The sequence below is a fragment of the Roseobacter sp. MH60115 genome, assembly GCF_015644665.1.
In the GTDB taxonomy this organism is placed as follows: domain Bacteria; phylum Pseudomonadota; class Alphaproteobacteria; order Rhodobacterales; family Rhodobacteraceae; genus Roseobacter.
Map to the genome: position 1 here is coordinate 47,958 of NZ_JADOBQ010000010.1, position 19,075 is coordinate 67,032.

Consider the following 19,075-nt stretch of genomic DNA (forward strand, 5'->3'; position numbering starts at 1 on the left):
TTTTAGGCGCGCAGCTTCAGAAGTTTGGCTTCTTCTAGGGCTTCTCGCGCGGCGGGTGTGTCAACCTTTTCCAAAATTCGCAGCGAAATATCGGAAGTTTCCAGGTCAAGCCACAGAGGAGATTTTTTTAAAAACGGATACCCCAGCTCGAAGATTGAGAAATAGGCAAGTGCGTAGCTTGCGCCCTGACGGGCGGTTGCCGTCAGGATGAAATTCGTCAGGTCATCACGTGACAGCCTCTCCATCTGGGGCCGCAAGTTATCCTTTACCCGCTTCATTCGACGGTCTTCCGGGACAATCACTTGCGATGCCACTTCTAAAAGCCGACCGTCATCCAGAGCATCCAGATATTGCCTCAGATTGGCGACACCCAATGTTTCGCCATGTGTGAAACCATGCTTCAGGACCCATGAGGTCAATCCGATTTCGCCGTGTCGCACGGTTCTTTTCTTTTTGCTGGAGAGCGGGAAATGTTGCCAGAACTGCAAAAACCCAGGATGGCGCAGGATGTTTTCACCACAACTGAGTGCAAAGGAGCAATAGTGAAAGTTCTTGTGATCCGTCCGGTAGTTGAAAGTCAGATCCCGAAACGTTGTCGGCTCTACCCTGGGGATACCGTAATTGGAGCCAGCTCCCGCGAAATCCACTCCAAGTGTGTCTACATCATCCAGCCAATCGGTTTCCGAACTGATTGGAAACCACACTGAATCGTTGATCAGAACGAGCTGTTTTGTGTTTGAAAGGTTTTGCCGCAGAGACAAAATACCATCTCTGTAGCCTCCAAAATCATATCCGAAATTCGATCTTTCGATATACCGGTAGCATAGCTTCAACAGCTTCATTTCATCTTCCTGGCCAAGTGGCCTATTAGAAACAACAGTGACGCTCAAACCTTTGGAGGTGAGGTACTCAAGTGTCCTGATATGTGTTGGTAGTAGGCCGTTTACTGGGAAAATAAGATACACTGCCTTTCGCTCTGAAGAGCCCTGGGCGCCTGACAGCGAGCGACGCTTCCCGGAGAGAAAGAGATCGTAGTAACGTGATCCTAAAAAATAACTGAAAGCATCGCTTGGCAACCCTACTATCTGCTGAACCAGACGGGTTAGTTCGCGCCTGATTTTCCATACTTGTGGCATATTTGGATTTCCAACTGTTATGTATTGCGCGCCCAGCACGGTTTAGTACATGCGTTCTACGAGGTTTAGAGACAAGCAATCTGAAACGGACAAAGCTTATCTGTAAGCCGTCTTAGGAAAATCGCACGGTAGGTTCAACCGGCGCGCGATTTTTGGGGATTTATCCGCAAAAATTGCTCTATATCGGTTCTTTGGATGCCTATATGATCGGAGTATCGGTTTTATTTGACGGTCCTTTACAGGCTTGGTGATCCCCCCTACGTAAAGGGACTGTATAGGATCCGGGCATCTTCACCATGATCAATAGTTTTCGGGCAAACAATAGCAACAAAATGCTTGGTCGACTGCTGCAGGAAAACCTGCGCTCACAGGCATTCAACTACGGCGTTGCCATTGTTGCCATGGTCGTGATCGCTGTCACAACAGCGCTGACAGCCTGGATCATGAAAGACATTATCGATTCCATGGTGCAGACTGGTGATCGTGTCAGAGTTTTCGCTGTTGCGGGAGCGGTTGCGCTCATCTTTACTGTCAAAGGCCTTGCAAACTACGTGCAGGTGGTTGCCCTCAGCCGGGCAGGTAACCGGATCGTAGCGAACCAGCAACGCAAGCTCTATGATAAGCTGCTGCAGCATGGTGTCGCCTTTTTCAACACTCTTAATACGTCCAATATCCTGATGCGTGTGACCAGTTCCGCCCATGCGGCCCGCGGTGTCATAGATACTTTGATCATGGGTTTTGTGCGTGACCTGCTGACTCTGATCGGGCTGGTTGTTGTCATGATTTATCAGCAGCCGACCCTGTCGCTGTTCGCCTTGATCTTCGGGCCTTTGGCAATTCTCGGAGTGCGCCAGATCCTCCAACGCGTTCAAGGCATCGTTGAAGCAAACATGATGTCAGGCGCTGAAATCATCAAAGTTATTCAAGAAACATCGACTGGTATCCGTGTGGTTAAGGCCTTTGCACTGGAAAAGCACATGGCGTCACGTATGAATTCGGCGATTACAACAGTGGAAAGCCGGTCAAATGCGATGGCCCGGTTGTCAGGGGCGACCAGTCCGTTGATGGAGACGTTGTCCGGCTTTGCAATTGCTTCCGTGGTTGCGTTGAGTACCGTCAGCATTTTTGGTGATGCCACGACTTCACCAGGTGAGCTGATGTCGTTCGTGACCGCGCTTTTAATGGCCTATGATCCTGCAAAACGGTTGGCTCGCATGCGTGTTGGTATCGAAGCGGGCCTTGTCGGTGTGGGAATGATGTATCAAATTCTCGATACCCCGATTGCAGTCAACGAAAAGCCCGATGCACATCCTCTGCCTGATGGGCCGGGAGAGGTTGCTTTCAAAAATGTCACTTTCAACTACGAAGGCAATACTGCACTGCTGCGCGATCTTAATGTGACCTTCGAGGCAGGCAAGACCACTGCGCTGGTAGGCCCTTCCGGCGGGGGCAAGTCTACAATAATCAACCTGATCTTGCGGCTTTATGATCCTGTCGAGGGACGAATCGAAATTGATGGGTTCGATCTGCGCAGCGCGACCTTTGAATCCCTGCGGGATAAAATTGCCTTCGTGGGTCAGGAGACGTTTCTGTTCGATGGATCGCTAAAGCAGAATATCTCTCTGGGGCGTGAAGATGCCAGCGATGAAGAGATTGTCGCAGCAGCCAAGGCCGCCAATGCTCATGACTTCATTCAGGGCATGCCGGAGCAATATGAAATGGATGCGGGTGAAAACGGCGGCAATCTCTCAGGCGGGCAGCGTCAGCGCATTGCTATTGCGCGCGCGATCCTGCGCAACAGCCCGATCCTGATCATGGATGAGGCCACCAGCGCGCTTGATTCAGAATCCGAATATCTCGTGAATGAGGCCCTGCAGAAACTGTCCAAGGGCCGCACCACAATTGTCATCGCCCATAGGCTCTCCACCATATTGAGTGCGGATAAGATCGTGGTGGTCAAGGAAGGCCAGGTGGTGGAACAGGGAACTCAAAGCGAGTTGCTGTCGCAAAACGGTATATTCCGCGCCCTCTATGACCGGCAATTCAGCGCAGCAGAATAGACTGGCCGTTCATAATGTCTGCCTGAGCCTGCGCAGTGCCTGGCTCAGCAGATTTTCAGCTGAAACAGGGTCTCTTGTCTCTATATAGAGCCTGAGTTCGGGGGCGTTGCCGGACGGTCGTATGTGGATCACGTCCCCGTCTGTGAGCTCCATGCGCAGCCCGTCTGTCAGGTCCATGCGCTGTTCCTGCTTGCCCAAAGGTTCCAGAAAAGCGGCACGCGCGGCAGGATCGTTCTGCCAGGTCTCCAACAACGCATGGCTTTTGGCCTGATCCACCTCCTGCAGCCGGTCCGCCACTGTGACCACGGGGGGTTCCTGGGCGACACGGACGGCGATGCCTTCTTTCCGACCTGCATAAAGCACGGTAAGGATCGGCAGGGTGCAGTCACGGGTCATCAGCGGCGCCAGTGACCCGGCAGGCCCCTGCGCCTCAAAGCCCAGCAGAAAGCCGCCATTGGCCTCATAGCCAACCACCCGGCCCGTCGCCGCCTCCATTGCGGCGATGACATAAGGCGAGCCAATCCGCGTCAGGCGCGCGTCCCTGAACCCTTTCATCGTCACGCCGCTGTTGGAGGAGATCGGCGTCGCGATCACCTCCGCCCCCAGCGTCTCGGCGGTGATCTGGCCCAGGATATCACCGGGGATCACGCGTCCGGTTTCATCGGCCAGCAGCGGGCGATCTGAATCGCCATCGGTAGAGACCAGCGCGTGCAGCCCATGGGTCTTCACCCATTCTGCAATCTGCACGCGGACCTCTGGATCAACCGCTTCGGTATCCAAGGGGATGAAGTCGTCTGACCGGCCCAGCTCGATCACCTCGGCGCCGAGGTCGGTCAGGATGCGGGCCAGGGCATCGCGGCCCACGGCGCTATGGGCATAGAGCCCGATGCGCTGACCTGCGAGCGCACCGGGCCCAAAGGCTGCGACGAAGCGTGCGATATAGCGATCATTGGCGCCTTTATCCGTCTCTAACGTCCCGGGATGCGCGGCCCCATGGGGGGCATCCAGACGCGACAGGATCGCGGCCTCATCGGCCTTGCTGATCTCGCCGGTCCGAACATAGAACTTCAGCCCGTTGCGATCTGCCGGGATATGGCTGCCGGTGACCATGACGGCACCACCACCCACCGCCTGTGCCGCGAGCGCCAGTGCAGGCGTGGGCAGCTCACCACAATCAATCACGCGGGTGCCCATGGCACGGGCCGCGGTGATCACGTCACCTGCGATCCGCGGGGAAGAAGGGCGCAGATCACGGCCCACACAGAGCACGCCGCCGGTGTCACAAGCCGCCAGAAAGGCCTGCACATGGGCGGTGATCAGATCGGGGGTCATGGCTGTCACCAGCCCGCGCAACCCGCTTGTTCCGAATTTGACGGACACGCGCAGCCCCCCTGTCGCTGTCAAAGCTTGCTCAGATAGGTCCCGTAGTCATTCTTGGCATATTTCGCGGCCTCGCGGTGCAGATCCTCGCGGCTGATCCAGCCGAGCTCAAAGGCGATCTCTTCGGGGCTGCCGATCTGCAACCCCTGCCGCTTTTCGATGGTGCGTACGAAATTGCCCGCATCGAGCAGACTGCCGTGGGTGCCGGTATCGAGCCAGGCATAGCCACGCCCCATGCGCTGTACCGTCAGGGTCTCTTCGGTCAGGTACATTTCCAGCAGGGTGGTGATTTCCACCTCGCCCCGCGCCGAGGGTTCCACGCGACGCGCTTTCTCAGGCGCCGTGCCATCAACGAAATAAAGACCCGTGACCGCGAAATTCGAAGGCGGCACCTCGGGTTTCTCGATGATGCCACGCGCCACACCGCTTTCATCAAAATCCACCACGCCATAGCGTTCCGGATCAGCCACCTGATAGCCAAAGACCGTGGCGCCCGCCTCCTGCGCATCGGCGGCGGCCATCAGGTCGGGCAGACCGTGGCCAAAGAAGATATTATCCCCCAACACCAGCGCCGAAGGGGCACCGTCCAGAAAGTCCTCGGCCAGGATAAAGGCCTGCGCCAGCCCGTCCGGCGAGGGCTGTACGATATAGGTGAGCGTGATGCCCCATTGCGACCCATCTCCCAGCATGCGCTGGAACTGTTCCTGATCTGCGGGGGTGGTGATCATCGCGATCTCGCGGATGCCTGCCAGCATCAGCACCGAGAGCGGATAATAGATCATCGGCTTGTCATAGATCGGCAGCAGCTGCTTGGAGACCCCCAGCGTGATCGGATAGAGCCGCGTGCCCGAGCCACCCGCCAGAATGATACCTTTGCGTTTCATCGTGAAGTCTCCTTCGTCAGGTTTTCAGGTCTGCAAGAACCTCTGCCAGCCCGGCGCGCCAGTCGGGACGCGCGATGCCAAAAACGGCCTCGGTGGTGGCGCAGTCGAGCCGGGAATTCAGCGGACGCGTCGCCGGCGTGGGGTAATCGGCGGTCGGGATGCCAGTCACATCGACGCTCAAGCCTGCCTGGGCAAAAATTTCACGAGCGAAATCAGCCCAGCTCACGTCCGGCGCGCCGCTGAAATGATAGGTGCCGACCTTGCCCGCCTCCTCTTTCAGCGCCTTTGCCATCCCCATACAGGCTGCCGCGATATCGCGCGCCGGGGTTGGCCCGCCGATCTGATCCGCGACGATGCTCAAGCTGTCCCGCTCTGCCCCCAGACGCAGCATGGTCTTGGCAAAGTTATTGCCATGGGCGGAAAACACCCAGGAGGTGCGCAGAATGGCATGTCGCCCCCCTGCCCCGACGACACCCGTTTCGCCGCCCAGCTTGCTGGCGCCGTAGACGCCCAGGGGGCCGGTGGCATCCGTCGGCTGCCAGGGGTCCGTGCCGCCGCCCTCAAAGACGTAATCGGTAGAGATATGGACAAAGGGCAGATCGCGCGCGGCGGCGGCGGCAGCCATGGCGGTGGGGGCCATGGCGTTCACGATCATCGCCGTGTCGCGGTCCTCCTCGGCCTTGTCCACGGCGGTATAGGCGGCGGCGTTGATGACGGCATCCGCATCGCAGTCGGCGATCATGCGCTCGCAGGTGCCCGGGTCACTCAGGTCTGCCTGATCGCGGCCCAGACAGGTCACGCCGTCAAAGCGGGCCAGTTCCCTGGCCACCTGCCCGGTCTTGCCAAAGACCAGAACCTTCACGCTTTGGCCCCGAGACGCTGGCCCACGCCGTCGCGGTCCTGCAGCGCGCGCCACCAATCCTCATTGTCGAGATACCACTGCACGGTTTTCTCCAGACCTTCTTCCAGCGTCACCGACGGCCGCCAGCCCAGTTCCGTGGCGATGCGCGTGGGATCGATTGCATAGCGCAGGTCATGGCCCGGACGGTCGGTCACAAAGGTGATCTGCTCGACGTAGGGGCTGTTTTTCGGGCGTTTCTCTTCGAGGATGGCGCAGATCGTGCGCACGATATCGATGTTCTTCGCCTCGTTCTCGCCGCCGATATTATAGCTGCGTCCCAGTTGGCCCTTTTCCAGCACGGTCAGCAGCGCGTCGGCATGATCCTCCACATAAAGCCAGTCGCGCACATTCTCGCCCGCGCCATAGACCGGGATATCCTTGCCCGCCAGCGCGTTCAGGATCACCACGGGGATCAGCTTTTCGGGGAAGTGATAAGGCCCGTAGTTGTTCGAACAATTGGTCATCACGATGGGCAGCCCATAGGTCTCGCCCCAGGCGCGGACCAGATGATCAGAGGCCGCCTTGGAGGCCGAATAGGGGCTGCGCGGGTCGTAGGGCGTGGTTTCGGTGAATTGCCCGGTCTCGCCGAGGCTGCCAAAGACCTCATCCGTCGAGATATGATGGAAGCGGAAGCTCTCGGGCTTGCCGGCCTGTGTCCAATAGGCCCGTGTGGCCTCCAGCAGCTGATAGGTGCCGGTGATATTGGTTTCGATGAAATCACCCGGTCCGTCGATGGAGCGGTCCACATGGCTTTCTGCCGCCAGATGCATCACCGCATCCGGCTTATGGGTGGCAAAGATGCGGTCAAGGGCTGCGCGGTCGCGGATATCGGCCTGCTCAAAGGCATAAGACGGGTTGCCCGCGACAGAAGCCACATTCTCCAGACAGGCGGCATAGGTCAGCGCATCGAGGTTCACCACCTCATGGCCGCGCGCGATGGCCTGCCGCACCACGGCAGAGCCAATGAACCCCGCCCCACCGGTTACAAGCAATTTCATGGCTTATCCTTCGTACACAAATGGGCTGTCAAAATCGGCAAGGCCCGGGGCTGCAGCATCTTTTTCGGACAGAACAGGCTCCAGATCGCCCAGACCCCAGTCGACCCCGATGGTCGGGCAGTCAAACCGCACCGCGCCGTCACACTCCGGAGCATAGTAATCCGAGCATTTATAAATGATTTCCGTCTCAGGCGCCCGGGTGGCAAACCCGTGCAGGAAGCCCGCAGGCACCAGTATCTGCTGGCCGTTTTCAAAGCTCAGCTCGGCACCCACCCATTGCCCGTAGGTGGGCGAGCCGCGCCGGATATCGACCACAACGTCAAAGAGCGCGCCGCGCCCGCAGCGCACCAGCTTGTCCTGCGCATGGGGGGGCGACTGGAAATGCAGCCCGCGCACCGTGCCCACCTGCATCGACAGGGAGTGGTTGTCCTGAACCCAATCATAGTCGAGGCCCGCCTCGGCCATCTGGCGCTTGCTCCAGCTTTCGCTGAAGAACCCCCGTGCATCGCCAAAGCGTTTGGGTGTCAGAATATAAACACCGCTCAGTTTCGTTTTTTCAATCTGCACCACTTATACCCTTACACGACGGCCATTCGCGGCCCAAATACCAAGCTCCCCTGCGGCTGTCATCCACAAAGCTTCTAAGGGTGTAGGAAAACCCGACGTATTGGTCAGAGAATGTGCCAGGCGCCTGTAAGCAGGGCAAAGACGGCAATGATCCCATTGGCGGTCATATGCGCGACAATCGCATCCGTGATATTTCTGCTGTAGCAGAACAGCCCTGCAAAAACCGCGCCCGCAATGGCCGCGACGATCCAGCGGTCATGCAGCGCGGCAAAGGCCGCCGTGGACAGGATCAGGGCGACCCCCAGCATAATGCCGCGCCCTGCAGGGGCGATCCGGGTGATCAGGTAGTCACGAAAGAACAGCTCTTCGATGATGGGCACAAAAACGCTCGTGCCGATGATGCGCGCCATCAGCCAGAGCGCAAATGCGGTACCCGCCAGAGTGCCATAAGGCGCATCGCCACTGTCCGGCCCGGTCACGATCCACAGCACTGCAATCGCGGCGCCGGCCCCGACCGCCTGCGCGGAAACACGCCAAGGCAGGGCGCGGATGCCCGGCCAGACCAGTGCCAGGGCCGCCCCCATCGCCAGCGCGCGCCAGAGATAGAGCGTGCCGGGCGCTTGCGACCCGGTGCTGGCCAGCAGGGCAGAGGCCATGAAAACGATAAAGGGCAGGATGCGCACAACCGCAGGATCACTCAGGAACGGCGGCAAGGAGACGGCGCTCCGGGGTGCATCCGCGCGCCGCAGTCCAGGCACCGCGCGGGACGCCATGATCAGCAGCAGCGACAGCAGCGTGAACGACAGCCAGCCCGCGTGGCTGTGAAAGGCGCCGATGGCCAGTTCGGGCTGGCCTTCGAAACCGATGACCATCAGCACCGAGATCCGCAGCACATTGAAGACCCAGCTCAGCAGCAGGCCCACCGGGAACAACAGCAGCGCATGGGGAAACCGGAGCTCTTTACGGAAGAGGCCAACATAAAGCGCCAGAAACACGGTGATCAGCATGAAGCCTTCAACGCCGGAGCATTGCGGCCCGACGGCCACGGCAAATTCTTCGGTGCCGATGACCTTATCCGCGGGGATCGCCTGCACCGCATATCCCAGCATCCCCAATGTCCAGAGGGTGGCAAAGAAGGTGATATCGGTGATGGCCTCAACCCGCCAGAGCGGCTGCAACTGGTCGGAAAGCTCGGGCAGCCCGAGCCCGACCGCCAGCAGGACCGTCAGGACAAGACCGTTCCCCGCAATCAGTTCCCGCCAGGCCTGCCACGGCGCCAGCGCCAGGGCGAGGCCCGCGGCCGCCAGAATGCCGCCCACGGACCAGGAGGCGGCGGCCAGAGAGACCATCGCGCTTGAGCTGCTGTCGCTCAGGCCGAACCAGGGGGCGAGGATCAGCGCGAACCCGGCCAGGTTCAGGGCAACGCCCGAAGGGCGCCCCGGGGTCGCCAGAAGCCGGGCAACGGCCGCGCGGCGCGCCACGATGAAGATGACAAGCACGGCCAGAATGGCCAGGACACGCGGCACAATGCGCCCGGCAAAGGCACAGAACCACACCGGCGCTGCTGCGCGGCAGGTGAAATCGAACCCATGTTGGTAGAGCAGCGAAAGGGCCAGCAGTTCGGCACCGGCCAGCACGATGACAAGCCCCAGCGCGCTTGCCATTCCGACGGGAGACACGGACGACATCGGCAATCTCATTCTGCGGTCCTCATACATAAACATCCGTCGCAGACAGGTGTGGCCCCGTTCGGATCATGCACCGGAATATGACAGCAAACGATTTACTCTGATGTAAACGGTAAAACGGCCCCACCCACCGGGCGGGGCCGTTTTGTTTCATGGCCGGATCAGGCCGCCTTGCGGCGACGCTCCCAGGCCAGCAGAACGATGGCTGCCACAACAGCCAGGGCTGCCGTACCTTCCAGCGCACTGATTTCCGGAACAGACGTCACACAGGCTTGTTGGTTGAAGGGGTCAAGGCAGTCAGCTGCCATACCCGCACCAGTGGACGCCACCATCGTAACGATGGAAAGTGCCAGTTTCTTCATTTTGTTCTCCTTATAGAACAATCGTGAAATCAGAGGTCCGATTGAGTGCCCACCTAATTGTGGTGTCGGTTCTGACCGGCGGGGGCTCCGCCTGCTTCAGACGCCCGAGCCCCGGGCGCCTGACATCTCATGTGCATCCTCAGCAGATGCAGTCGTATTCTTCCCAATCCACGCCCACGATGAAGGGCTGGATGTTATCCGCATCCGAGGTGCCCGGATCGACGATCACACCGATGGTGTCGCCCACGGCGAACTCGAAGCCTTCACCCTGTGCCAGGGCCGCATCGACGATGGACTGGACACTTGCCGCATCCGAGTCCTGGAAGGCGCTGTAGTTGACCGCCGAGGCGTCGAAGTTGTCGGCCAACTCCCAGACCGCGAACTGAACTTCCCAGCCCGAGAAGCCCTGATCTTCGAAGTTCTGGGCAATCACCCAGTTGATCAGATCGAGGTTTTCCGCGCCCGGCAGACCATTGGCGTTCGAGACCGTGTTGGGATCGAAGGCGTCCAGGGCTGCGGCACTTTGCGACCCGAAGATGGCGCCGACATTGTCCGGCCCGTTTTCTCCGAGGGTCCGCACGGCGGTGTTGAAGTCGAGGCAATAGGCCTCTTCGAACAGCACCCCGTCAAAGCGCGCGTCGCCGGTGTCGAGGAACCGCAGATCGAAGGCGTATTCCGGGAAGGGGCTGGCCTCATCTGCGGCATATTCCAGCTCGTAGGTGCCCCCGGCAGGCAGGGCCGCGCTGAAGCTGTCCACCGAATTGGCATCACCCTTGATCGTGAGTGCGATATTCGCCGTCGTCGACCCGCCCTCGCCGTCTTCGACCTTGAAGCTGATGTTGGCAGTGGCGCTTTCACCGATGTCGAGGGCGGCAAAGGCATCCTCGGCGTCGAAGATGAATTCATCCCCATTGCGCGTCACTTCCAGACCGGTGAAGTCGAGAGTGCCGCCATCTGTGGTTGCCGTGCCATCGAGCAGAACCGTCTGGCCATCCGCGATGTTCTCGGTACCGATCATGGTGATCATGGCTGCATCGCCATCGGGGTCGGAGAAGTTGTCCGACAGATCGACGGTGATCAGATCATCGGCACAGCCAAGACCCGCGTCATCGGTTGCATTGGGGTCATTGTTGGGCTCGACCACACCGGCGTCATTGTCCGGGGTGTTCTGACCGGCCACAACCACGATACCCTCGATCAGGGACTCGCCGCCGCCCAGATCGGAGGCATCGCTGTCGATGTCATCAGAGGCGTCATTATCGACGTTCTGCGTGGTCAGTTCCTTGCCGGAGACCGCATCGGCAAACATCACCCCGTAGGTCGCGGCCACCAGGCCCGCAAAGGAGTAGTTGCCCTGCGCATCCGTGGTGGTGGTGCGGGGGGTGCCGCCGCCATCCAGCACCGGATCACCGTTTGCGTCCAGCAGGGTGACTGTGACACCTTCGATGCCGTTGTCGGCGCCGTCGTTGTCCAGCCCGTCCTCATCGTCGTCGCAGAAGTAGCGCCCCGAGAGCGAGCCCAGAAGATCCTGAACGCCTGCGTCGACATCCTTGGTCTCCTGACCGGCCACAACCGTGACCGGTGCGGTCATGCCATTGGACGGATCCACATCGCTGTCGATGGTGTCGTCATTGCCGACATCCTGCGCGATGAACTCCTTGCCTTCGGTGGCCTCGAATTTCACCACGTAGTCACGTGCGCCGAGGTTGTCGAAACGGTAGTTGCCTTCCGCATCGGTCTGCACAGAGGCGATGGCATTGCCATCGATATCCGTGGCAGGTGTGACGCCATCAGCTTCAAACAGCATGACGGTCTTGCCCGCGATATCCACATCGCCACCCGCGGCGCCGTCATCGACGCCATCCCGGTCGTCATCACAGAAATACGTCCCCGAGAGCGCGCCGGGCAGCTCAACCACACCGGCGTCATTGTCGGGCGTGTTTTCCCCGGCCACGACCACGATGCCGTTGATCACGGACATGCCGCCACCGATATCGCCCGCATCGCTGTCGATATCATCAGAGACATCGTTATCGACGTTCTGCGTGGTCAGCTCCTTGCCGGAGACCGCGTCGGTGAATTTGACACCATAGGTGCCTGCCGCCAGATCAATGAAGGAATAATCCCCGTTCGCATCGGTGGTGGTGGTGATGCCGGTGCCGTTTCCATTCTCGTCCAGCAGCTCGACCAGGACGCCTTCGATACCGTTGTTCGCACCGTCATTGTCCAGCCCGTCGCGGTTATCGTCACAGAAATAACGCCCCGAGAGCGAGCCCAGCGGTTCTTGTGCATCGCCCGGCACATAGCACAGGTCATCAATGGCGCCCGAGCCGTTGAGCTGCACATCCATGCGCACCACGTCCGCCACATCCATGACCACCTGGCCCACGCCGCCATTGACGAGGTTCGGAATGTCGAAGGTCTGGGTGGAGCCATCTTCCAGCGTCAGGGTGATGGTGCCGCCTTCTTCGGTATCGATCACTTTCAGATCAAAGATCGACGAGGGGGCTTCGAATTCAAAGGTGATCTTGCCGCCGATCGCATCATCGGGGTCGTTCTTGTCACCATCCTCGGAGACGATCAGCACATTGCCGAGCTGGGCCACCTGGGTTTCCAGGTCACCGTCGCCGCCTGTGGGGTTCTGGCTGTCGAAGATCATCGCATCGCCGGAACCGCCCATGGCCGAGATGGTCACACCATCGATCTGCGTGCCTAGAATGTCGCCGGTGGCGAAGTTTTCAAAGTCCAGCTTGACCGCGCCGGGCTCGTCACATTCCTCGAACTTGACCTGTTCGAATTTGATCGCATCGATCCGGACGTATTCATCGCCGCCGCGCCAGGCGCGGATTTCGACCTTGTCGCCTTCCGCAATCTCAAGACCCTGCAGCGTGACCTCGGAGAAGCCGCCATTGTTGGAGCCCCAGCCGTCCGCGCCACTGTCCAGGATGATGGTCTGCTGGAATTCGCCGTTCACATAGACCTTCAGCTTGGAGTTGCCGTCGCATTCGTCCTGAACGCAGATCGTCATGTTGTAGACACCGTCGGTGCCGCCGAAATCGGTGGAAATCTTGCCGTCATGGCCGGAGATTTTCACCAGCTCGCCGCCGGAGGCCTGATCGCCGTCCACCTTGTGGAAATTATGCAGATCCCAGCTTTCGGCCTCGACGGTATAGGTGCAGGTTTCCTCGTTGAAATCCCATGGATCGTCTTCGGGCTTGTCCCCTGCGTCGAGGCATTTGTAATCAACCCAGTCGCCTTTGACATTGCACTTGGAGCCAACGGTCAGTTCCGCGCCCGCAGGCGGCAGGGAATATCCGCCGCCCGTATAGAAGGTGAAATAATCGTCGTTCGTGCCTTCCTGCTCGACCTCGATCATCACGTACCAGTTGCCGTTCTGATCGCTGACCCAGAAATAGCTCTCTGCGTAGATCTGCCCGCCATTGCCCAGATCGGTGCCGTCTTCGCCGATGATCTCGGCCTGCTGGCCATAGCGGTCATTGGCGTTTTCGTTGCAGTAATTGTCACCGGAGAGGAAGCTGTCGTTATCCTTCACGCTGATGCAGATGGTCGCGTCACCCGGCATGGTGAACTTGTCACCGCAATTCAGGTTACCGTCACCGCCGCTCAGCAGGTCCGATTCCGCAAAAGCTGTAATTTCATAAGTCTTGTAAGTCATCCGTACGTCCCAACTTGATACGTGCCCGACGGCGGGATGTCCCAACCAAGCCGGCTGTCGCGCCGACACGGCAGATCTCTCCACATGACGTGGTCAGACCGGATGCAGTCGTTTAATCTTCGGTACGGAAAGCGGGGCCATAAAAGCCCCTGAAATTTGTAAATCCTCTACACCAATGGCGAAAATGCCATCGCACTCGTCCCGAAACTTCTACAACCACCCCCGCTGGTGCCCGTCACTCGTAAGGCTCCTGGTTTTTATGAGGCGACCCTACAGCAAGTTTCCGCTCAAATGGTAACGAAATTTTAATTAACTTTGATCTTCGTTAAAATTCAGCGCGTTTTTTGAGAAAAATCCCGGTATGGTAGTTTTTAGACAGGGAATTCAACCGATTGGATAGGTTTCCCCCCCTGCGACTCACCTGAAAGCTGTGGGTCGGGCCACCAACACCCCCACCCCGCAGAGCTTTCCTGAATCACCCGGTGGCGGTTTTTAGCCTGTCTGGCGCGCCATGGCTGTCTCAGCTGCGGTTGTACACATCCTCGTAGCGCACGATGTCATCCTCGCCCAGATAGGCGCCGGTCTGCACCTCGATCAGATACATCGGCAGCTGCCCAGGGTTGGCCATCCGGTGCACGGCCCCCAGCGGAATATAGACGGACTGGTTCTCGGTGAGCAGCTGCACCTCTTCGCCCACGGTCACCTCGGCGGTGCCAGCCACGACGATCCAGTGCTCGGAGCGGTGCACATGGCTTTGCAGGGACAGCTCGCCCCCCGGTTTGACCATGATGCGCTTGACCTGAAAGCGGGTGCCAAGGCACAGCGTCTCGTACCAGCCCCAGGGGCGGTGGAAACGCGGATACTCGGTGGCCTGGGCGACCTCGGCCGCCTTGAGCAGCGTCACCGCATCCTTGACCTGCTGGGAGGCATTCATATCCGCAACCAGCACGGCATCGCGCATCGCCACGGCCACGATGTTCCTGAGCCCCACGCCGACCAGATGCATGTTCTCATCTTCCGAGCGCAGAAAGGTGTTTTCACAGTCCAACGCCGTTGCCGCGCCCTGCTGAACCACCCCTTGCGCATCCGGCCCCAAAGCGGCCCAGAGCGCATCCCAGCTGCCCAGATCAGACCAGCCACTGCTGAGCGGCACGGCCATCACGTTCTGGGCATGCTCCATCACCGCGTAATCAACGGAATCCGCGCGCAGGGTTTCAAAGGCCTCTGCCCCAAGGCGGGTGAAGCCCAGATCCTCCTCGCTGTCGGCGATGGCCTGCCGGCAGGGGGCGATCATATCCGGCGCATGGGCTTCATAGGCGGCAATGATATCGCGCACCCGCCACAGGAAAAGCCCTGCATTCCAGAGGTGGCGCCCGCTTGCCACCAGCTTGCGGGCGGTCTCTGCATCGGGCTTTTCGGTGAAACTGGTCAGCTTGACGGGGGTGGTGTCCGCAGGCATCTCTGCCAGTTCCAGATACCCATAGGCGGTCTCCGGCCGGTCCGGGGTGATCCCGAAGGTGACCAGATGACCCTGGGCGGCGGCCTCCGCCCCGGCCATTACGGCGGCATGAAAGGCTTCCGTGCCGCTCATGATGTGATCGGAGGGGGCCACCAGCATCATCGCGTCGGGCTCCTCTTCCAGCAGCAGGGCGGCGCAGAGAATGGCAGGCGCGGTGTTGCGCAGCGCCGGTTCGATCACCACGCGCGCATCCGTCAGGCCGATGGCGGCGCATTGCTCCATCGCGATGAAGCGAAAATCGGCATTGGTCATCACCAGCGGGGCTGCGAATTCCGGCCCCGTGAGCCGTCTGAGCGTGGTCTGGAAGAGGGTTTCGGACCCGATCAACCGGTTGAACTGCTTGGGAAAGGCCTTGCGTGAGGAGGGCCAGAGGCGCGTACCGGAGCCCCCGCAAAGAACAACTGGATAGATCATGAGGGCGGATACTCCAATTCAGATCGGGGGCGTGTGGTTTTGCCGGGTCTCCAGCAGTGTGATGCCATGAAATGCCCCGGGCGCAAACCTGCAAAAAGGACCGCCCCCCGATCCCGGTCACGAAGCCGCGAAGCCCCTTGGCGTTCAGATCAAAGGCAGCTTAGAAAGAGCGACCGGTGCCACGCGAAAGCGGGACCGGCGGGATTTATGGAAATCCGTCGCGCGCCTGTCGGGCCCTGTCGGCGGATGCAACAGGAACGGCAAGGCAGACCCCATGGATGAAGAAAAGATCGCCGTCATCGGCCTTGGATATGTCGGGCTGCCGCTGGCGGTGGCATTCGGGCGCATCCGTCCGGTCATCGGGTTCGACATCAGCGATGCGCGCATCGCGGCGCTGAAAGACGGCCAGGACATCACCCGCGAAACCCCGGCCGAGGATCTGGCCGCGGCCAGGCATCTGTCCTTCACCAGCGATGCTGCCGCCCTGGCGGAGGCCTCGATTTATATTGTCACGGTGCCCACGCCGATCGATGCCCACAAACGTCCGGACCTGACGGCCCTGATCCGCGCCTCCGAGATGATCGGCCGCGTGCTGTCGACAGGCGATATCGTCATCTACGAAAGCACCGTCTATCCCGGCGCCACCGAAGAAGACTGCGTGCCCCTGCTTGAGCAGATGTCCGGTCTGACGTTCAACCGGGATTTCTTTTGCGGCTACAGCCCCGAGCGGATCAACCCCGGGGACAAGCAGCACCGCCTGGCGGATATCGTGAAGGTCACCTCCGGTTCGACGCCTCAGACGGCGGAAAAGGTGGACCGGCTCTATGGCTCGATCATCACGGCAGGGACATATAAGGCCCCCTCCATCCGCGTGGCCGAAGCCGCCAAGGTGATCGAGAACACGCAGCGCGATCTGAACATCGCGCTCGTCAACGAGCTGTCGATCATCTTCAACCACATGGACATCGACACCGAGGCCGTGTTGCAGGCCGCAGGCACCAAGTGGAATTTCCTGCCCTTCCGGCCCGGTCTGGTGGGCGGGCACTGCATCGGGGTCGATCCCTATTACCTGACCCACCGGGCCGCCGCCGCAGGCTATCACCCGCAGGTCATCCTCGCCGGGCGCCGGTTGAACGACAATATGGGGCCCTATATTGCCCGGCAATTCACCAAGGAAATGCTCAAACGCGGCCTGGCGCGCAAAGACAGCCGGGTGCTGGTGCTGGGGCTGACCTTCAAGGAAAACTGCCCCGACCTGCGCAACACCAAGGTCATCGACGTGATCGCGGAGCTTGAGGATTTCGGGTTCGAGGTGGATGTGCATGACCCCTGGGCGGACCCCGATGAAGCGCGTGCCGAATACGGGCTTGAGCTGATCCAGACACCGCAGCCGGACCGCTACGCGGGGATCATCCTGGCGGTGGCGCATCAGCAGTTTCGCGACAGCAGTCCCGAGACCCTGCGCGCCTATGGCTGCGCGGACCATGTGTTCTACGATGTCAAATCGGTGCTGCCGACAGAAGACTCCGATTTGCGGCTATGAGGTTATTCAGACACACACCCGGAAAGGCATTCACGCCGCCTTGCAGGATGTCCCATCACCGCGGCCAAGTCGCATCAAGGACGGCCTTTGCGATAACTGGCGACAGGACGGTCGAGATATGGGAGCCGTCATAGGTTTTGAGCCTGCCATCTTCGGTGATCACCGGGCAATCTGCGCCCCCACAGAAATACGAGATCGTGTTCACATGTTTTACCGGAATATTTGCGGCGGCAATCCGGGATAGGAGCATCTGGCTGATGTCCGTCCCGCCTTCCACTTCGGCATATATCTGATCGGCCTGACCAAATTTCACAAGTTTACGCTGCCTGTCGAAATCAGGAACCCTTGGCGGGGGGGTGACGAGAATGACTTCGGCTCCGGCAGCCCGGATTGCCCGGACCGTTTCCACCATATTCCCGGCAATCGCCTGATCTGCGGCCAGTGCACTGTCCCGGTGGTCCAACAGGACCGGCATACCCTTTAGATTGCGCGCTTCAGCGTACCGCAAATAAGAGCTTGCCAGAACGACGTAATCATAGGTGCCTTCAACAATATCAGCCTGGGCCTTTTCATTATGCCTGCGGCATTGATCTGCGAATTTTACCCCCAATCTGTTTGGCTCATTACGCGTGACGCCCAGGATCGAGGGGCATGAATGCTTGATGAAAAGGGCAAGGTCACCTCCCGCTTCACGCACCTGAGCCCCCAGGCTCTTTGCAAACGCATCGGCATAGCTGTCACCCCACAGGGCGACGCTGAACCCGGGGTTCTCCAAATGAAAACAATCCCCACGATGCAAATTACATCTTTCGCTGAGAACTTCGCGGCTTATTTGCAGATCCTTCGTCGCCATGTATCCCCAGAACCCCAAGGCGACAAAAACCGTCGCCACCATACCGCTGACCCCAAAGAGAATACCCTGAGAGGGCAGCGCTGGCACAGGAGAGCGGCGAAATGGTTTTTCGATGAAGCGCCATGTCAGATACGCCAGCGCCAATGCCGCAAAAGCCAGGGACAGCATGAGGCCCTCGCCCGGCTCTTCCAGGCTGCGAATGCGGGCAAATGCAAAGAGCGGCTGGTGCCACAGGTAGGCCGAATAGCTGATCAGCCCGATGCCTGTGCAAATTTTCAACGACAAACCACGCGCAACCCATGTCCGCTGGTCTGCGAAAAGCACGATGAGCACAGCGCCAAGAACCGGAACCACCGCGTAAAAGCTCGGGAATGGCGTGGTCTCATCGTAAGAGACAATCGCAAAGACAATAAGCCCCAGGCCCGCAGCACTGAGAAGATTGCTGCCGCGCACGCCCCGCTTTGCCGCTAGAAAGGCGCAGAGTGACCCGGCCAGAAGCTCCCAGGCGCGGGTATGGGCAAGGTAGAAATTTGCAGCAGGCCTGGTGCGCCAGCTCCATTCACTGAGCAAAAGGCTGATTGCGGCAAGGGCTGCAATAATCCAGAAGACCCGATGACGCCCAAAGCGCCAGAACAGGATGAGAAAGAGCGGGAAAAGCAGGTAATACTGTTCCTCGACCGCCAGGCTCCAGGTGTGCAGAAGCGGTTTTTCCTCTGCGGCGGTGGCGAAATAGTCGGTTTCTTTCCAGAACAGGAAATTGGATGCAAAAAAGACAACCGCCACAAGGCTTTGAGCAAAATCCTTCTGGGCTGCAGGAAACATCCAGAGCCAGGCAAAGGGCAGACAGCACAGCATGACGGTAAAGAGGGCCGGCAGAATACGCCGCGCCCGCCGTTCATAAAACCGCAGAATGCTGAAGCGACCGGCTTCCAGTTCGGTGATCAGGATCGTCGTGATCAGATAACCACTGATGACAAAGAAGACATCAACCCCGACAAAACCACCCGAGAAGAAGGTAAAACCTGCATGAAACAAGATGACAGGCAGAACCGCGACCATGCGCAGCCCGTCAATTTCAGGACGGTATTTCATAT

Annotated in this window: 13 protein-coding genes; 2 read left to right on the forward strand and 11 right to left on the reverse strand. The window is 59.5% G+C overall.

Annotated features, from left to right (window positions below; genetic code table 11):
• Positions 1-2 precede the first annotated feature (2 nt).
• Positions 3-1,136: a rhamnan synthesis F family protein gene (locus ISX84_RS21385; protein WP_195822455.1), complete on the reverse strand. Its 1,134-nt coding sequence runs from the start codon at positions 1,134-1,136 to the stop codon at positions 3-5.
• Between the two features lie 296 nt (positions 1,137-1,432).
• Here ISX84_RS21385 and ISX84_RS21390 point away from each other — a divergent pair, with 296 nt between their 5' ends.
• On the forward strand, positions 1,433-3,196 hold the full coding sequence (locus ISX84_RS21390) for an ABC transporter ATP-binding protein (RefSeq protein ID WP_195822456.1): 1,764 nt from the start codon (positions 1,433-1,435) through the stop codon (positions 3,194-3,196).
• A 9-nt stretch (positions 3,197-3,205) separates the two neighbouring features.
• Here the strand turns inward: ISX84_RS21390 and ISX84_RS21395 are convergent, their stop codons facing one another.
• The 9 genes from ISX84_RS21395 to ISX84_RS21435 form a co-directional block, all read right to left on the reverse strand.
• A complete protein-coding gene (locus ISX84_RS21395; RefSeq protein ID WP_195822457.1) occupies positions 3,206-4,576 on the reverse strand; it encodes a phosphomannomutase in 1,371 nt (456 codons plus the stop codon).
• A 20-nt stretch (positions 4,577-4,596) separates the two neighbouring features.
• Complete coding sequence (gene rfbA, locus ISX84_RS21400; RefSeq protein WP_195822458.1) at positions 4,597-5,460, reverse strand: glucose-1-phosphate thymidylyltransferase RfbA; 864 nt, start codon at positions 5,458-5,460, stop codon at positions 4,597-4,599.
• Positions 5,461-5,476: 16 nt separating this feature from the next.
• Complete coding sequence (gene rfbD, locus ISX84_RS21405) at positions 5,477-6,322, reverse strand: dTDP-4-dehydrorhamnose reductase (RefSeq protein WP_195822459.1); 846 nt, start codon at positions 6,320-6,322, stop codon at positions 5,477-5,479.
• On the reverse strand, positions 6,319-7,359 hold the full coding sequence (gene rfbB / locus ISX84_RS21410; RefSeq protein WP_195822460.1) for a dTDP-glucose 4,6-dehydratase: 1,041 nt from the start codon (positions 7,357-7,359) through the stop codon (positions 6,319-6,321). The genes rfbD and rfbB overlap by 4 nt, the downstream gene beginning before the upstream one ends.
• 3 nt (positions 7,360-7,362) lie before the next feature.
• Entirely contained in the window at positions 7,363-7,926 is a 564-nt protein-coding gene (rfbC, locus tag ISX84_RS21415; protein ID WP_195822461.1) for a dTDP-4-dehydrorhamnose 3,5-epimerase, read from the reverse strand.
• A gap of 104 nt (positions 7,927-8,030) precedes the next feature.
• Complete coding sequence (gene xrtE, locus ISX84_RS21420) at positions 8,031-9,614, reverse strand: exosortase E/protease, VPEID-CTERM system (protein ID WP_195822462.1); 1,584 nt, start codon at positions 9,612-9,614, stop codon at positions 8,031-8,033.
• A gap of 161 nt (positions 9,615-9,775) precedes the next feature.
• Positions 9,776-9,976 carry a VPEID-CTERM sorting domain-containing protein gene (locus tag ISX84_RS21425; RefSeq protein ID WP_195822463.1) on the reverse strand — a complete coding sequence of 67 codons (201 nt, stop codon included), beginning with the start codon at positions 9,974-9,976 and terminating at the stop codon, positions 9,776-9,778.
• A gap of 139 nt (positions 9,977-10,115) precedes the next feature.
• Positions 10,116-13,652: an SdrD B-like domain-containing protein gene (locus tag ISX84_RS21430; protein WP_195822464.1), complete on the reverse strand. Its 3,537-nt coding sequence runs from the start codon at positions 13,650-13,652 to the stop codon at positions 10,116-10,118.
• Positions 13,653-14,172: 520 nt separating this feature from the next.
• Entirely contained in the window at positions 14,173-15,585 is a 1,413-nt protein-coding gene (locus tag ISX84_RS21435) for a mannose-1-phosphate guanylyltransferase/mannose-6-phosphate isomerase (protein WP_195822465.1), read from the reverse strand.
• 274 nt (positions 15,586-15,859) lie between these two features.
• Between ISX84_RS21435 and tviB the strand changes: the two genes are divergently transcribed.
• Positions 15,860-17,128, forward strand: coding sequence for a Vi polysaccharide biosynthesis UDP-N-acetylglucosamine C-6 dehydrogenase TviB (tviB, locus tag ISX84_RS21440; RefSeq protein ID WP_195822466.1), 1,269 nt, complete (start codon positions 15,860-15,862; stop codon positions 17,126-17,128).
• Positions 17,129-17,183: 55 nt separating this feature from the next.
• On the opposite strand, the gene ISX84_RS21445 is transcribed toward tviB, so the two are convergent.
• Positions 17,184-19,073 carry an acyltransferase family protein gene (locus tag ISX84_RS21445; protein WP_195822467.1) on the reverse strand — a complete coding sequence of 630 codons (1,890 nt, stop codon included), beginning with the start codon at positions 19,071-19,073 and terminating at the stop codon, positions 17,184-17,186.
• Positions 19,074-19,075: the final 2 nt, after the last annotated feature.

Coding starts and splice junctions, on each gene's coding strand:
- rfbA (WP_195822458.1), bottom strand. CDS start 5,460: ATGAAACGCAAAGGTATCATTCTGGCGGGTGGCTCGGGCACGCGGCTC.
- ISX84_RS21385 (WP_195822455.1), bottom strand. CDS start 1,136: ATGCCACAAGTATGGAAAATCAGGCGCGAACTAACCCGTCTGGTTCAG.
- ISX84_RS21445 (WP_195822467.1), bottom strand. CDS start 19,073: ATGAAATACCGTCCTGAAATTGACGGGCTGCGCATGGTCGCGGTTCTG.
- tviB (WP_195822466.1), top strand. CDS start 15,860: ATGGATGAAGAAAAGATCGCCGTCATCGGCCTTGGATATGTCGGGCTG.
- ISX84_RS21430 (WP_195822464.1), bottom strand. CDS start 13,652: ATGACTTACAAGACTTATGAAATTACAGCTTTTGCGGAATCGGACCTG.
- ISX84_RS21435 (WP_195822465.1), bottom strand. CDS start 15,585: ATGATCTATCCAGTTGTTCTTTGCGGGGGCTCCGGTACGCGCCTCTGG.
- ISX84_RS21390 (WP_195822456.1), top strand. CDS start 1,433: ATGATCAATAGTTTTCGGGCAAACAATAGCAACAAAATGCTTGGTCGA.
- ISX84_RS21425 (WP_195822463.1), bottom strand. CDS start 9,976: ATGAAGAAACTGGCACTTTCCATCGTTACGATGGTGGCGTCCACTGGT.
- rfbB (WP_195822460.1), bottom strand. CDS start 7,359: ATGAAATTGCTTGTAACCGGTGGGGCGGGGTTCATTGGCTCTGCCGTG.
- xrtE (WP_195822462.1), bottom strand. CDS start 9,614: ATGTCGTCCGTGTCTCCCGTCGGAATGGCAAGCGCGCTGGGGCTTGTC.